The organism is Algoriphagus vanfongensis DSM 17529 (genome assembly GCF_000429465.1).
Lineage (GTDB): Bacteria > Bacteroidota > Bacteroidia > Cytophagales > Cyclobacteriaceae > Algoriphagus > Algoriphagus vanfongensis.
Map to the genome: position 1 here is coordinate 13,781 of NZ_KE386906.1, position 15,595 is coordinate 29,375.

General features: G+C 42.3%; 14 protein-coding genes and 1 tRNA gene. 3 read left to right on the forward strand and 12 right to left on the reverse strand.

Annotation, left to right across the window (positions count from 1 at the left end; translation table 11 throughout):
• Position 1: 1 nt before the first annotated feature.
• Positions 2–1,216 (reverse strand): site-specific integrase, encoded by a 1,215-nt coding sequence (locus tag G460_RS0118970; RefSeq protein ID WP_026956825.1) that lies wholly within the window; start codon positions 1,214–1,216, stop codon positions 2–4.
• 354 nt (positions 1,217–1,570) lie between these two features.
• A tRNA-Ser gene (locus tag G460_RS0118975) sits at positions 1,571–1,662 on the reverse strand.
• 237 nt (positions 1,663–1,899) lie between these two features.
• Here G460_RS0118975 and G460_RS0118980 point away from each other — a divergent pair.
• Positions 1,900–2,151: a hypothetical protein gene (locus G460_RS0118980; RefSeq protein WP_026956826.1), complete on the forward strand. Its 252-nt coding sequence runs from the start codon at positions 1,900–1,902 to the stop codon at positions 2,149–2,151.
• 5 nt (positions 2,152–2,156) lie between these two features.
• Here the strand turns inward: G460_RS0118980 and G460_RS22755 are convergent, their stop codons facing one another.
• Both G460_RS22755 and G460_RS0118990 read right to left on the reverse strand, forming a co-directional pair.
• Positions 2,157–3,671 carry a hypothetical protein gene (locus G460_RS22755; protein ID WP_051316132.1) on the reverse strand — a complete coding sequence of 505 codons (1,515 nt, stop codon included), beginning with the start codon at positions 3,669–3,671 and terminating at the stop codon, positions 2,157–2,159.
• Between the two features lie 9 nt (positions 3,672–3,680).
• Positions 3,681–4,913 carry an S-adenosylmethionine:tRNA ribosyltransferase-isomerase gene (locus G460_RS0118990; protein WP_026956827.1) on the reverse strand — a complete coding sequence of 411 codons (1,233 nt, stop codon included), beginning with the start codon at positions 4,911–4,913 and terminating at the stop codon, positions 3,681–3,683.
• A 73-nt stretch (positions 4,914–4,986) separates the two neighbouring features.
• On the opposite strand from G460_RS0118990, the gene G460_RS0118995 reads away from it, so the two are divergent.
• On the forward strand, positions 4,987–6,057 hold the full coding sequence (locus G460_RS0118995; protein WP_026956828.1) for an o-succinylbenzoate synthase: 1,071 nt from the start codon (positions 4,987–4,989) through the stop codon (positions 6,055–6,057).
• On the opposite strand, the gene G460_RS22250 is transcribed toward G460_RS0118995, so the two are convergent.
• The gene (locus G460_RS22250; protein WP_051316133.1) at positions 6,054–7,193 is read right to left on the reverse strand and encodes a lactonase family protein; all 1,140 of its coding nucleotides are present in this window, start codon (positions 7,191–7,193) and stop codon (positions 6,054–6,056) included. The genes G460_RS0118995 and G460_RS22250 overlap by 4 nt on opposite strands.
• A gap of 169 nt (positions 7,194–7,362) precedes the next feature.
• On the opposite strand from G460_RS22250, the gene G460_RS0119005 reads away from it, so the two are divergent.
• The gene (locus G460_RS0119005) at positions 7,363–9,897 is read left to right on the forward strand and encodes a phosphoenolpyruvate carboxylase (protein WP_026956829.1); all 2,535 of its coding nucleotides are present in this window, start codon (positions 7,363–7,365) and stop codon (positions 9,895–9,897) included.
• Between the two features lie 82 nt (positions 9,898–9,979).
• Here G460_RS0119005 and G460_RS0119010 read toward each other — a convergent pair whose 3' ends face one another.
• The 7 genes from G460_RS0119010 to G460_RS0119040 all read right to left on the reverse strand — a co-directional run bounded on the left by G460_RS0119010 (position 9,980) and on the right by G460_RS0119040 (position 15,510).
• Complete coding sequence (locus G460_RS0119010) at positions 9,980–10,615, reverse strand: hypothetical protein (protein ID WP_035464800.1); 636 nt, start codon at positions 10,613–10,615, stop codon at positions 9,980–9,982.
• Between the two features lie 26 nt (positions 10,616–10,641).
• The gene (locus tag G460_RS22255; protein ID WP_051316134.1) at positions 10,642–11,190 is read right to left on the reverse strand and encodes a DUF4136 domain-containing protein; all 549 of its coding nucleotides are present in this window, start codon (positions 11,188–11,190) and stop codon (positions 10,642–10,644) included.
• A gap of 42 nt (positions 11,191–11,232) precedes the next feature.
• The gene (locus tag G460_RS0119020; RefSeq protein WP_026956831.1) at positions 11,233–11,826 is read right to left on the reverse strand and encodes an outer membrane beta-barrel protein; all 594 of its coding nucleotides are present in this window, start codon (positions 11,824–11,826) and stop codon (positions 11,233–11,235) included.
• A 2-nt stretch (positions 11,827–11,828) separates the two neighbouring features.
• Positions 11,829–12,467: a DUF4136 domain-containing protein gene (locus tag G460_RS22260; RefSeq protein WP_051316135.1), complete on the reverse strand. Its 639-nt coding sequence runs from the start codon at positions 12,465–12,467 to the stop codon at positions 11,829–11,831.
• A gap of 18 nt (positions 12,468–12,485) precedes the next feature.
• Positions 12,486–12,953, reverse strand: a complete 468-nt coding sequence (locus G460_RS0119030) for a hypothetical protein (RefSeq protein ID WP_035464802.1) — start codon at positions 12,951–12,953, stop codon at positions 12,486–12,488.
• A 121-nt stretch (positions 12,954–13,074) separates the two neighbouring features.
• On the reverse strand, positions 13,075–14,274 hold the full coding sequence (locus tag G460_RS0119035) for a BamA/TamA family outer membrane protein (RefSeq protein WP_026956833.1): 1,200 nt from the start codon (positions 14,272–14,274) through the stop codon (positions 13,075–13,077).
• A gap of 39 nt (positions 14,275–14,313) precedes the next feature.
• Entirely contained in the window at positions 14,314–15,510 is a 1,197-nt protein-coding gene (locus tag G460_RS0119040; protein WP_026956834.1) for a porin, read from the reverse strand.
• Between the last annotated feature and the right edge of the window lie 85 nt (positions 15,511–15,595).

Below are 15,595 nucleotides of genomic sequence, written 5' to 3' on the forward strand. Positions count from 1 at the left end.
TTTATGACAGTTTTTTCCTTAATGCCATCATATCATGACTGATTTTGGTATCCAAGATCTTTGCGTAATGCTGAGTTTGTTTTAGTGACTTGTGACCTAGCATTTTTGATACAGTTTCGATAGGGACACCATTGCTCAAGGTAACTGTTGTTGCGAAGGTGTGACGGGCAATATGGAAGGTGAGAGGCTTGTTTATTTCACAGAGATCTGCTATTTCCTTTAAATAGGAATTCATTTTTTGATTACTCAGAACGGGAAGGACATGAGTTCCGTCTATGCAAGTAGGGTGATCTTTGTATCTGTTGATTAAGTCAAGTGCTTTGGGGAGTAGGGGAAGTCGTGTTGGGGTATCTGTTTTCCTCCTTTTAGTAAATATCCATTGTTCTCCATCTATTCCCGTAACTATCTGGGACCGGCTAAGTAACTTTACATCTATGTAGGCGAGTCCAGTAAAGCAACTGAATAAAAAGATGTCTTTGACATGATTCAGTCTGTCAGTAGCAAATTTCTTGTTCTCTATGCGTTTGATTTCCTCATAGGTTAAGAATATCCGATGGACTTCTTTTTTAACCATTTTGAATCGGATGAACGGATCTCTATCCAACCAACCACTCTTTAAGCAAATCAAGACGATCTTTTTAAAATTGGCCAGATACTTAACTGTCGTATTGTGGCTGCAATTCTGAACTGTTTTAAGCCAAAATGAATAAGAGGAAATAAAGTCATAGTCCAGTTTATGGATTTCTAGATCTTCTCTCTTGTATTTCCATTTGATAAAAGCTCTGGTGTGATCCAATGAAGTTCGAAATCGCTGCAGTGTACCCGGTGCATATTCTTTATGGAGCAGGGCCTCTACCTGGTCATTATGTTCCTGATAAATTTCAAGAATCATCTTTTTCTTTTCACTCACTCCCAAAAGAATATTCCTAATACCTTCTGCAGTTACTTCCTCGTCCTTGTCCAATAGGATCTTTTTTGCTTGGAGGCTTTTATAATAAAGCGTATCCAAGAGAGAGTTAATGGTTTTTGCCTCTTCAGAATTTCCTATGGCTCTACCTGAAGTAGGGTTCCAAATAGACGGGTTGCATAATCTCTTGGTTGACAGTTCTTTAGATTTCCCATCAACTGTAATGCGAAGGTAGATGTACCTTTCATTTGTTTTGTTTTTTTTGGATTGCTTTAAAAAGAAGAGCAAACCGAAGCTTTTTTCTAGCATGACGCACTGATTTTGGTTAATAAAACTCGAAATATAAGCTCTAAATCACAAGAAGGTTAATTATTGAACATGTTGATATTCAATGTTCTATAAGGATTTCAGTGCGTCTTTTTTTTGAATCCAAGGACTACACGAATGACGCACTGGGATTACAGGCAATTGTGAAAATTATAGTGGTTTGGACACAAAAAAACCTGTAATTCCAAAAATCACAGGTTGTCCCAATTTGAGTGAAAAAAGCATTTTTGTTTTTTTTAAAATGCTGATTATCAATACTTTCTGAATAAAATTCCTAGAAAATAAAAAGGGTTACTGATTTTTGATTCAGTAACCCCTTGGCTTTCTTGGCCTTTTTGGCAGAGAGTGGGGGATTCGAACCCCCGGTACGGTTTGACCCGTACGACAGTTTAGCAAACTGCTGGTTTAAGCCACTCACCCAACTCTCTGTTTAGCCTCTATACGGAGAATGTCTCCCCAAAGGCGATGCAAATATAAAGTAAATGAGAAGATTTTAACAAACATTCTTCCCAGGGAATAAAACTTTAGAGGAGGATTTGCTTAATCAATTGAATTTCAACTTAAATAATTTACGTTTTTTCTGAATAATTCCTGAAAAATACCCGGAACCGGGTATTTTTTTACCAAATCAAGCCCTTAATTTTATGTCAATAACTTTTAAGCCCATGATTGTTCAAGTAAGTAATGCCACATTTTTAATCGAAAACTGTTCGACTCAAAAGAGCTGTTTTTCCATCAAGTCCGATTCCATGGAAGAGCTCTTGAGGTTGTTTGGTTCGTCCAAAAATATCCAGTTTGTACCGGGAGAATACCCGTATCAGGTCAATATCTGTAGACAGGAGTTTTCAAATTCTTTGATTTTATTGATCAAAGAGATCGACTACACCAATTTTTCAAAATTGGCTACATATTGCTGATCGTTTTATTTTGTGACTCCCAAGAGACTGAATAATGTGAGCTTGGGGGCGATCTCCGGGAATCCCTGAAGCGATACAAACTCCGAACTAACCCAAAGCATCTTATCATTTCCCAAAGCTAGTCCTTCGGTGTTGCCTCTCAACGAGAGGTCTCCGATTTTAATTTTGGGGTGAATAGATTTCAGCTTTTCGTTTTCTAACTCATAAATCCAGATTACTTGTTCGTAGGGATTGGTGCCGAATGGCTTCATTCCCAAAAGGATGATTTCCCCAGTGGTAGCGTCTATTTCTGCTGCAGAAATCAGGCTTTCAGTCTCAATAGTTTCTAGAAAAACGGCTGACTGGACAAAGATTTCATTTTTTAAAACGTAATGATGACTGTCTTCAGTCCCTCTGTTTTTGGTGAAAAGATGAAGCATATCGTGGTGAAAAATCATCGCTTCACAATCATACGGATGGTTTTCATCTGTTCCGCTAAAGTCAGACTGCTCTGGATAATGAAAATCTATTCGCTCTGCCGATACCTGAGCCGAGGTCAAAACATCGGTGATGGGAACTCGATAGATCGTAAGATCTTTTCTAGTTCCTAGATTGTTGCCAAAATCACCAATAAAAAGGTATCCATCTCCGACTGCCAAATCCTCCCAGTCCCTATTGCTGGCATTGGCTACTGTGATCGACCGAATCAGCTCTCCAGTCAAAGGCTGGAGTTCGTGGATTTGATTGCTATTGTCACCGTCATTGATAGAGAAAAGCCGACCTTGAATCCATGCCAGGCCGGATGTTTCATTTTGAGAAGAAGGAAGCTCGGCCAGCTCAGTTCCTACCAAAGAAACTGGGTTTTTAGCTGGATCAAGTTTGATGTGATGCTCTTCGTAGAGATTTGTGGCTACATTATAGTCCAGTTCCACTACCTGCTCGGAGGACTCAGTGAGAAGAGAATATTGTGTCAGGGATCTGTCATTGGCAAAAGGGACCTGAAAGGATTGTAAGCCTGTGGTCTGACTGTAGATGAAATGTTCTTGAGAAGAAAAGCTGTAAAATGTTATCGGCTCAGTTCCATTGAATATGGGAGCGGAGATAGATTCTTCAGAAGAAACAAAGATTCTTGAATTGAGTCTAGTTCCACTGATCCCAATCTCTTGGTTTGTGCGATTGACTGTGAATTCACCGGAAAGTTTTACTGATGCCGTAGCAGAAAATTCTCCTTGATTCCCCGAAGTATAGTCATAGTCATAGCTTCCAAAAGGAAGAATTATTTTTTCTGGGATCGGATCTTCTCTTGGAGAAATGGTCAAGCTATACTTGTCTTGAGTCTCTTTGTTTGTGACAGTTAATTTGATTTGTGCTTCCCAGTTTTCTTCAAAATCACTATTTGTATCTACTAGTGTGATCCCTGTGATGGAGATTTGCCCCGAATTCTCTGGAATAGCAGGCTCAGGGGATTCACTTTCTCCACAGGAGTATAGACAAAGAATCGCTGGGAGAAAACACGCTAAAAAATAAGAGGACAGACGCATAGGCTGAAGTTAGTGATTTTCTAAAACCGAATCCGGAATCCATAGTAAGCTGCTATCTCCATAGCTTAAGAAGCGATAGTCATTTTCTAGAGCTTCTTGATAGACTTTTTTCCAATCATCTCCCAGCATAGCGGCAATAAGTAACACAAGGGTGGTGCCGGGTTGATGGAAATTGGTGATCAGGCCTTCGAGCATGTGAAATCTGTAGCCGGGGAAAATAAAAATCTCAGTACTGCCCATCAGAGCCTCCATTTGTTGAGCCTCCATGAAATTCAATACAGCTTGCAAAGCCTCTGCTCGAGTAGGAATGGAGCTCCGTTGCTGGTAGGGGAAGAGTTTTTCTATGCTGAAATCAGTGCCTTTGTTTTCCAGAAGTTTCACTCCAAACCAATAAAGACTCTCAAGACTTCGGATAGAAGTAGTCCCTACCGCAATAGTTTGGCCTTTCTGGTTAAGGATTTTTTCGATGCTGGACTTTTGGAAATGAATCTGCTCACTATGCATAGGGTGGTCGGTGACCTTGTCCACCTTGATCGGCTGGAAAGTCCCTGCAGACACGTGGAGCGTCACTTGGGCTTCTCGGATATCTTTCTTGCGGATTTGATCAAAGATTTCCTCCGTGAAGTGCAGTCCAGCTGTCGGTGCAGCTACAGCTCCCTCATTTTTGGAATAAACCGTTTGGTATCGGTTTTTATCATCCTCTTCGGGTTTTCTGTGGAGGTATGGCGGAAGCGGAACTTCACCACTTGCCTCGATGATGTCCACAAATGGAATGGTAAAATCAGACCATCTAAATTCCACTCGCTTGGATTCCCGATCTGTCAGCACAGCTTGGATTAAGGTTTCCTTGCCCTGAAAATCCAGTTTCCCTTGCAGAATTTCTCCGTCTTTCCATTTCTTGGCGTTGCCTATCATCGTTTCCCAGGTGACAGGATGCTTTGCAAGCATGATTTCGGGAATGACGGTGCTGGGAGATACAGGTTGCAATAGGAAAATCTCAATCCTTGCACCAGTTTCTCTTTGAAATATCAATCTGGCCGGAATCACCTTCGTGTCGTTGTATACCATCAAGCTATGCTCTTCCAGCAGCTCAGGCAAATCATAAAAATGCTGATGACTGATCTTTCCGTCTTTGTAGTGGAGCAATTGGGAATGGTCCCTTTTTTCCAATGGAAACTTGGCTATCCGATCTTCAGGTAGTGTATATTCGTAGTCTCTTAGATTGATGAGAGGCTCTTGCATGCGATTGATTTTGAAAAGGCAAATATAAAGCTTCAAATCTTTTGCTCTCTCATTTCACAAATTCCCATTTTCGATGAAGTTAAATTTTGAGATAGTTCCCAGAGTTCTGGAGTTTAAGTTTGATGCGGGTACTTCCCGAGGAGTGCTCAAAACCCGTCAAATTTGGTGGGTCAAAACTTGGGACTTGCAGGCTCCTGATCGGGTAGGCTGGGGCGAAGCGGCGCCTCTGGTCCAGCTAAGTGTAGATGATAGACCGGATTTTGAGGTACGCTTGGGAGAAGTCTTGGCAAAAGCTGCAAGGCAGGATTGGTCAGGAAATGAAGCTGATGTTTTGGCTCGGATCAAAGATTTGGTTCCTCAAAACCTACCTGCTGCTCGTTTTGCTTTGGAGATGGCGGTGCTAGACTGGAAAAATGCGGGAGAAAAGAGATTTTTCAGAAATGCCTTTAGAGATGCATCTGATGCGATTGCTATCAACGGCTTGATCTGGATGGGAGCAAAAGAGTTTATGTTTTCCCAGATCAAAGAAAAGCTGGCAGCAGGATTCACCTGTATCAAAATGAAAATTGGTGCGATTGATTTTGAGCAGGAGTTGGAGCTTTTAAGGTACATCCGACAGCAGTTTTCGCCAGATGAAATCACCTTAAGAGTAGATGCAAATGGTGCTTTCAAGCCTGATGAAGCCCTGGACAAACTGAAACAACTGTCTGAGTTGGGTATTCACTCCATAGAGCAGCCGATCCGTGCTGCTCAGAGGGATGAAATGGCTGAACTATGTGTAAAATCACCTCTTCCGATTGCTTTGGATGAGGAACTGATCGGTGTGGCGGACAAAACAAGCTTGCTTAATCACATCAACCCTCAACACATAATCCTCAAGCCCAGTCTTCTGGGGGGATTTTCGGAAAGTCAGGAGTGGATCTCGCTTGCTGAATCCAAGAAGATCGGCTGGTGGGTGACATCTGCTCTGGAGAGTAATGTCGGCCTCAATGCCATCGCACAGCTGGCTTCGAAGTATCAGCCTGTGATCCCCCAAGGTTTGGGTACCGGACAATTGTATCACAATAACCTGGCATCGCCGCTTCAAATCTCAAAGGGTAGCTTGATATATAATCAGGCAGCGAATTGGGAAGAGCCCGCTTAATGAGTGAGCGGGAATAAATAGACGGGTTGATTGCCTTTCGTCCGTAGTCCTGTTTGAGTCAGTTCACCTGTCTCTACATTTCTTTTGAAGATCACAATATCTCCGGACTGCTGGTGTGCGGAAACGAGGTATTGTCCATCGGCTGTCAGGTTGAAATTTCTAGGCATGATGCCGCCAGACGGATAGTGTGAGATCAATGCAAGCTCCCCATTGTCGGTTCTTTTGAAAGCAGAAATAGTATTGGCATCTCCTCGGTTGGAGACGTAAATGTGATTCCCGTCTGGCGAAACTCTCACCTCTGCAGCACCAACCGATCCGTCAAAATCATCTTGGAGTAAGGAGAGTCGCTGTCTGGAGGTTAAATTTTCATCTTTGAAATCAAATATTTCTAGTACAGCTGTCATTTCCTGCACGACATAAACTTGATTGCCATCTTTGGAAAATGCCAAATGTCTAGGCCCGTCTCCAGGAGTCATCGAGACTTTTGTTTTCAAGTTTAGAGGAGCTTCTTTTTCTACTTCAAAGCTGTAAATATAGATTTCATCTGAACCCAAGTCAGCTACCAATACATTTTTGCCATCTGGTGAAAATGTCGCGCTGTGTACATGAGGTGCTTCTTGACGGTCTGGATTGACACTGGATCCTTCATGCTGAATCAATTGAGAAAAAGCTAGTCTTCCTTTCAGGTCTACCCGAAACCCGGATAAGCTTCCTCCACTATAATTGCTCAAAATCAGAAAGTCTTCATCTGGAGATAGAGCGATATGGCAAGGGTGATCTCCTTGAGTTTCCATGGAGTCTAGTAGAGTCAGCTGGTTGTCCGTAGGATTTCTTTCAAAACTCACAATTTTCCCTCCTCCCTTACCGGCCTCTTCTTGGAGTGTGAAAACTTTTTTTCCATCCTTGCTGGCTAATACAAAGGAAGGATTGGCTAAATTAGGAACAAGTGTCTGGAGGTGAACGGAATCTTTCTTTGGTACCAAAGTGAGAAAATCCAGGCCTTGATCGTCAGATTTGGTATAGGTGCCGACCAGAAAAGAATAGGTCATAGGGGTGCTGTTTTCTTGAGTAGAGGAGGTAGGTGAACTGCAGGAAAAAAGACCTGCTAGGATGGGAAGGAGCCAACGTTGTTTCATGATGAAATATAGGAAATCAAAAATAGATAGAGATTGATATGAAAATTAGAAAAATGACCTTTTTGATGAATTTAATTAACAATTTGTCTTGAATTTTTGTTGAAAACGTAAATAATTCGAGAAAAAGCATAAATTTTATTAATTTGCTAAGCTTTAAACCCTGTGATAAATGTACCAAACCTATGACACCGAAGTCGCCAAGCGATTTACGATTTACAATTCACTTTTTTTAGACCTTCCATTCGATGATATCTTTCGTACCGGAACCATGCTTCCGCTACTGGGGAAGGCTTGTGAAAAGGGCTTTGAGTCCGGCAAATCTCCCCGTCAGATTATTGAAGGCTATTTTGAAGAACTCATGCCTTCCAATACTCAGGAGGAGCGGACTGATTTACTTTTTCAAATGATCCAATATGTGGAGAGACAGGTAGTTTTGTTTGACTCCATAGAAGATGCCGCCTATGAGCGTATCAATGATCTGGGCGGGAAAGGCTCTATCAAAGCTTTGATTACCCGTGCGGAAAGTGACCACAAAAAGGAAGAGTTGGTAGAAAAGTTGAAGACCTTTTCAGTTAGACTGACGCTTACGGCTCACCCGACGCAGTTTTACCCTGGGAATGTATTGGGAATCATCACGGATTTGGAGAATGCCATCCGTACAGATGACCTAGGTAGAATCAACCAACTTCTTCAGCAGCTGGGAAAAACTGGCTTTATCAATAGAGAAAAGCCTAGCCCGTATGAAGAAGCGGTCAGTTTGATCTGGTATCTGGAAAATGTATTCTATCAATCTATTTCCGATATCATGATTCGGCTTTTGACCAGTCTGGATCAGCCGATTCATTCGTGGGAAAACCCTGGATTATTGAAAGTTGGTTTCTGGCCAGGTGGAGACCGGGATGGTAATCCATTTGTGACCCATGAGACGACTGTACAAGTAGCGGAAAGACTCAAGAAGTGGGTGCTTCGATGCTACTACAGAGACATCCGCAAAGTGAGAAGAAGACTTACTTTCAAGCATGTGGAAGGCATCATGCTACAGGTAGAAAAGGGGATTTATACCACCTTGTTTGAGGATACGCCTGTATATCAAAATAAAGAAGAGCTGATAGCGCAATTGCTAGAGGCTAGGGAAATGCTCATCAAGCATCACAATGGCCTGTTTCTGGAATTGTTGGATCAGTTCATTTTGAAAGTTAGAATTTTTGGTTTCCACTTTGCACATATGGACATGCGTCAGGATAGCCGAAAACATGACAGTCTATGGAATGAAATCTTTCAGATTCAGGGAGTGAAGTGGGCTGAAGGTGAGAAAAATCAGATAGATCAGATCCTAGCCTGTAAAGAGTTGCCTGCTTTGGAAGCTGTTAAGGATGATTTTCACCGTGAGATGCTTCAGTCCATAGGAGCTATCGAAAAGGTACAGACTGCTAATGGAGAGGAAGCGCTTCATCGATATATTATTTCCAATTGCCAGTCAGCAAAGCATTTACTGGAAGTGTTTCAGCTGGCTCAGTTGACCTTAGGAAAAGGGAAGGAGCAATTGCCACTGGATGTAGTGCCGCTATTCGAGACGATCGATGACTTGGCTGAGGCTCCAGAGATCATGGCCTGGTTGTACCAGTTGCCAGTCTATCAAAAACACTTGGCCTCAAGAGGAAATAAGCAGACCATCATGCTCGGATTTTCTGATGGGACCAAAGATGGCGGCTATCTGAAAGCCAACTGGTCTATCCTGAGAGCTAAAGAGGAGCTGACCAGAGTGTCGAAAGAAAATGGAATTGAAGTCGTCTTTTTTGATGGGAGAGGAGGACCTCCTGCTAGAGGTGGAGGAAACATGCACAACTTCTATGCTTCTCTCGGTGAAAGGGTAGAAAACTCAGAGATTCAGGTGACGATTCAAGGACAGACTATTTCTGCCAATTATGGCAAGCAAGCTTCTTGTATTTACAACTTTGAACAATTGCTCAGTGCAGGACTGGAAAACCATCTGTATTCAGATGCTGAAAGAAATCTTTCCGAAGATCAAAGGAGTTTGATCGAAGAGTTGGCCAACTTGGGCTATGAGTCTTATAAAGACTTTAAAAGCCATCCGAAATTTGTGCCATACTTGGAGCATGTCACTCCTCTCAAATATTTTGGTAAAACCAATATCGGCTCCAGACCACTGAAAAGAGGGAAGGGAGAAGGACTGAAGTTTGAAGACTTGAGAGCAATTCCTTTTGTAGGTTCTTGGGCGCAGATGAAGCAGAATATTCCAGGATTTTATGGAGTAGGTGCTGCCATCGAATCCATGGAAAAGCAAGGGAGAACAGAGGAGCTGCAGACACTTTACAAGGAAAGTCTGTTTTTCAGAACGCTGCTAGGCAATTCCATGCAGTCTCTCAACAAGTGTTTTTACCCGGCTACTTCTTACCTCAAAGAAAATAAAGAGTATGGAGGTTTTTGGGAGCTGATGTTTGAGGAGTATAATCGATCCGTAGAAAAACTCAAGTTGGTCTCACAAATGGAAGAACTGATGGGGGATAATAAAGTCATCAAAACCTCGATTGCTATTAGAGAGCGCATAGTACTTCCATTGATTACAATTCAGCAATTTGCCATTCAGACGATGCTGGAGGATGGTAAAAATCTCGAAGTGCTTCAAAAACTAGTATTGAGAAGTATGTTTGGAATCATCAATGCAGCGCGAAATGCCGCTTGATGCAAGAAGTTGACTTGATTCCTGAGGAAACAAAAAAGGGAGCTCAATCTGATTGAGCTCCCTTTTTTAGTACTTGTAAAATTTACTTTTTGATGATCAGACCATCCTTGATCAATTGATTTACTACTGTCTCAGAGAATGTTTTTGAGAAAGTCTCAATAGAAGCTGGGTTGGTAGTCTCAGACTGAGATGACCAAACCAATTCTTCTGTCTCTGCATCATAGAGGTTTGCCTCTAGGTAGTAGTTTTTGTCCGTAGTGTAATAGCCCGGATCATACATCACTGGATTGTAGTAGTTGTAGTATCCCCAGAAGCTACCATAGTATCCATAGCCCATAGGAGAATACATGGTCGTGCCAGGGACATAGCGGGTCTCGTTGGTTTGATCCAATACAGCCACAGTCAGGATAGCATCATTTCCAAGTTCTCGGATTTTTGACAAAATCTGATCTTTATCTACTCCATTGGATTTGAAACCTGGAGGGAGTATGTCAAAGCTACTTTGTGCATTGACACCATCCTCCATGAGGAGATTGTCCAAGTCTGTTTCGACAGTTTGTCTTGCTAGGATATTGTCCGTCAATGCAGTGACGAATAGGTCATCATATCCACCAGCAGGCTTGTTTGGACTGGTCCAAGAACCCAAAATCTTTACACTTGGCGAGCAAGCACCCAAGATCAAAAGGGTGATGACGAGAAATGAAGATAATTTTCTCATGTTGTTTTTCAGTTGAAAGTTTAAAATTATTTGTCTAGTTGTTTGAATAAAAGATCTACGGCATTGTCAATCGTCGCAGGAGTGTTTTTCACTTTGTTTGGAAGTGCACGGGCTATGGTACCGATCCATACGGCTTCTTTTTGATCTGGATCTATCAGGTGCATGACGAGAGTGCCTTCTTCATAGGTTCCTACCGGTACATCTTGTACCTGCCAGGTGTAGTTTCTCTGGCCTGTATACATGAAAGGATCGGTCGCTAGATTGGTTTCACGAGTCTGTACCTTTTCTTCGACAGTCAAGCCAAGGTTGATGGTCAGATCAGGGTTAGAACTGCTCTGCGTCAGGCCTCTTTCGGTGAGCTTTTTGACGATTGCTTCTTGGAGATAGTCCATGTTGGCCTGAAATTCCTCTTTGCCTCGATTTTCTGCATCGATGTCATGAAAATCAAAGGTTTGGTAGCTGCTCAAATCAAAATCAGCATACAGATCCTCATTGACTACTACCGGACCAGATGAGCTGCAGGCAAAAATCAATGCGGAAGCACATAGCGAAACGATTATTCTTAGTGTTTTCATACCTAGACTTTTTGGATTAAAATATATGTAGGATAGGTGATCTTATCTCAAGAATACTAACCCGAAGTTGATTCCAATGTTTGATTGGCCCTCGAGATTGTTGCTTTCAAAGGAGTTATAATACTTAGCTCCCAATTTGAAACCTACTTGAGGAGATGGTTCGAAAAACAGTCCTAACTCCGGTCGAAGAGCAAATTGCCAATGGGTCTCCTCGGATGAAAATATTCCCATGTCCAGCCTTCTGTCTTGAGCCACGGTGCCGATTCCCAATCCTGCAAAAGGTTTTACCTTCCCTGCAGTCATCGGGAAATACGTACCTGTCACGAGAATAGGGTAGGCATATTGATAGCGATATTGGATGCCTGATAGAGAGGCTGTGCCTTCAGTATAGACTTTGCTGTCTTCTCTTTTGTATAAGGTACTGTGACCGATTTCACCACCGATTGCAAATTCCGGTTTGATGAATCTTTGATATTCAATGTTGATCCCACGGATGGCAGTCTGATCGATAAAGTCAGCGGTATTTCCCACAGGGATGGTTACTGGTATTTCGATAGTGAATGCCGAATGTTGTGCTTTGGCTATTCCCGCAAAGGCAAAAACCAAAATCAGAGCAGTGTATAATGTCTTTTTCATGATTATTTAGACAAATATGGAGATTGAGTGAAAGCCTGATTGATGGTGTTGGTGATTCTGGTCGCTACCTGATCTTTGGAACCTTCCAAAAGTCCATTGACAATTCCAGTCCAGACCACAGGGATTTTGTCACTGGCACTGATTCCAGCTGGCTGAGTCATCTGTAAGAATACAGTTCCTGTACGAACTCTAGTGACCTGAGGAGGATAATAGCCAGGATAGTACCATCCCCAACCCCAGCCCCAGCCTGGGTACCACCAGTTCCAATACCACCAGTCGTAGTAGTAGTACAATTGATCTGTCTGAAGTGCAGATGCCAAGATGATCAAATCTGGATTGGCACTTTTGTCCACTTCAGTGTAGCCGAGCGCATTCATATTGGAGCGGATCGTGCTGAGAATAGAGGCGGAATAGACCGCATCGACAAATTCCGGTTCTTCGCCTTCTATCGCTTCTCCAGTGATCTTGATGACCTTGTCTGGGATTGCATAGGTGTTTTGCGAGGCATATGCAAAGTCTGCATCGTGATTGGTATAGACGATGTCCAGTTCATCGACATAGTCTGCTCCGTCAGGTACACATGACAGAGCCACAGTGGTAAGCAATATTCCAAATAGGAATATTCTGGTCTTTTTAAACATGTTGGTTATTGATTTAAATTAGTTTTCATCTATAAATGGCAGCTCTTGCTGCATGGCATTTCTGATCGTGTTGTGGATATAAATGTCCACTTGGAGAAATTTTGCTGCATTTTTGGCTGTGGTAGCTTTTTTGAATTTTTTGAAGTAGGTCTGGTGCAATTTGCTCAGTGCCACATCATTTTTCAAAGTGCGCTTGGCAAGAGATTCCGACTCCTCTTCGCTCATGCTTTCCAGATTGCTGAGGTATTCGTCGATGATCAAGTATCGCTCTCTCGCTAGCAATTGACGCTGATCTTCATATTCCTGATAGACTTTCCAAAAGAGGTTAGCCTCTGATTCCGGTAAATCCATGTAGGCTTCGACGAGTTGTTTTTTGCCCATGCCAAATTCCGCCTGGATAAGCGTGATTTCATCGTTGATATCTTGAGCAAATGCAGCACCTGCAAAAAGAGGGAGGAGTGTGACTAAAAAGAGTAACTTTTTCATAATGAGTAATTTAGAAATAAAGTGACTAAGTAAAGAATGTACACTTCCTTAAATGGATAAAAATTTAGGAAGTAAGGACTAAAATTAAATGAAAACTGTGAAAAACCTTGAAATTATTGGATTAAAATGTTTCGTTGATGTTTAGATAAAATCCCGAATTTCCCTTTCTTCCTATGCCATAATCAGCTGTGATAGTAGTCCGATTTTCCTTGTTGATCATCACTCTTAAGCCAACTCCGTAAGACATGTTAATGTTTTCAAGCAGTTTTTCTCCGCTGTATTTGCTTCCAAATGAATTGGCATTGACAAAAACCGTCCCTCCGAAGGTTTCTTTTTCTTTTTGCAGTGGGAACCGATATTCAGACTCGGCATAGAGCATGTTTTCTCCTCTAAACCTGCCTTGGGCATAGCCTCTGCCAGTTCGCCCAAACATGTCCCAACCCAATGACGGGAGGTTCATGTAGGGGAGTTTGCCAGAAACCAAAAAATTTGCATAGGTCCAGACACCCAAGAGATGCCTTTTTCTTTTTTCTGAAAGATTGAAATAATGCCGGTAATCCATCAGTAGGGTGGAGGAGCTTTGATCTGACCCGAGAAAGGATGGGTTGATTTTATAAGAGATCAAAGCGAAGTTTTTTTCGTAGGGGGATACCGCATTGTCCCGATTTTCGAAAATCCCATTGATCGTGATCCCAGAAAGCGTGTACCTGTCCAAATCAAATCCCAAGGAGGAATTATAATCATCGTGAACAAACTGTAAGTTGGGATCAAATTCCTCATTCATGAAGTTTTCGATTTTGGAATGAATATCCAGATGATATCCGACACCTAAGTAAAAATTACTAGCTGAGATTCGCTTCAAAACGGTCTCATAAAACCTGATCAGACGAAAATCCATTTGCTGCTCACCCCAAAGGACTGCAGGATCACTTGGATTGGCAATTGGATCATTGGGGGTGCTGCTTCCCAGTCCATAGGTGGGCTGAGAAGTGATGAAATACCTCCAGTCTCCGATGAGAATTAATTTATTTTCATCAAGAAAAATATTACTTCTAGAACTGAAAATCCATTGTTTTTTGGTGGTATACAGGAGGTTTCCTACCAGATTAGAAAGCTTGGTGTTTTCAGGGTTGCCCATATACCAGGTAGCGGAAGGAGCCATGCCAAACATCCAGCCATTGGCAGGATTGTAGGCGATGGCGGGAAGCGGTACCCATTTGAAATCGTTGATCCGATTGGGAGTATAGATGAGCGAGTCCTGCGCGAAGCTCACCTGACTGCTGAGCCAAATGCAAGCGATACAGAGTACTAATTTCTTCATAGAGTGGCAAATGGAGATTACATGATTCTTTTCATTTCTCTAGAATGAGATATCCCATTGAAATCTAAATCTTGTTTCGTCTTTTCGCAAGAGGCTTTGGTCTTCAAAGGTAAATCTTGTCACCTCCGCTGTCAATTTGTTTTTGTGTCCTGCAAAGAAGTAATTTCCGACCAGTCCGACTTCCTGTTGGGTGTTGGATCTGATATCTAGGTCAGGTCTATATTGGGAAAGCCTCATTGCTATTTCCAGTTTTGGAGTGATGCTGGGGATCAGCCCGTGAGGGAAGTATCCCGCTTGCGCATAGAATCCTCCCAGAGTAGTTCCATTTTGGGATTTGATATCAAATATTGTCTTTCTGTGGATCTCCATGGCCCAAGAAAATCCTTGATAGTTTAATGCGGATTCTACTTGGAACTGATCTACTTTGTATTGACCATTTTCGCCTGCTTCAAAGCCTTCCAGTTGGCCTCCTCCAGACTGGGAAAAACGTGTGTAAGGACTGGTATTGGTCACAGCAGCAAAGGCGATGATGCCAACAGGTCTTTGTGAAATCTCTAAATCTCCACCAGCAAAATCCAGCTCTTCCCCCAGAAAATTCCACTGGAGCCTTCCAAAATACATTAGTTTGTTGTCGTCATTGAATGTAGATCCTCGACCTGTACCAGTGAGTGCTGCGACCCAATAGCTAAAATTGGCGATTCCTTTGCCTGCAAGATTTCCATAAACAGTAGCTCCCTGCTGTCTATCCAGGGTAAAGGGACGATTGATGATAGAGCGGTCTACCAGCTGCTGTTCGCCCGAACTGATAAATCTTTCTCTTGTATACTCCACTTTCCACTGTCCAAATTTGAATTTCAGCCAAGGCCATTTTTCTATCATTACACGAAAATCCAGCAAATTTCCCTGAGCTAATTCGTATTCGAAATAATACTTCAACCAAGGCTGGTAGGCATGTCCTCCGATTTTTAGCCTTGCTCGGTTGATTTTGAATAGTCTTGTATCCGGATTGTCAAAATCATCAAAAGTCAATGGATTTTGATCATCGGGTGTGGCAAATCGGAACTGCAATCTGGAAGCAAATTGCAGTTGAAATTTTTTATCTGCCGTGGTGAATACAAAGCCTTTGCTACTATGGGTAATGCTCGCTTGCGTGCTGTCTTCTGATTGAGCAAGGGCTGAAAATGTTGGAGCCAACCAAATGAAAAACAAAAATAAAACAAGCTGCGGTCTAAGCATTTGGGAGGTTAGGCTTTTCCTAGTTTGAAAAATAAAAGTACAAAAAAAGCCCTAGAAATGGATCTAGGGCTATTGGATTGCTAAA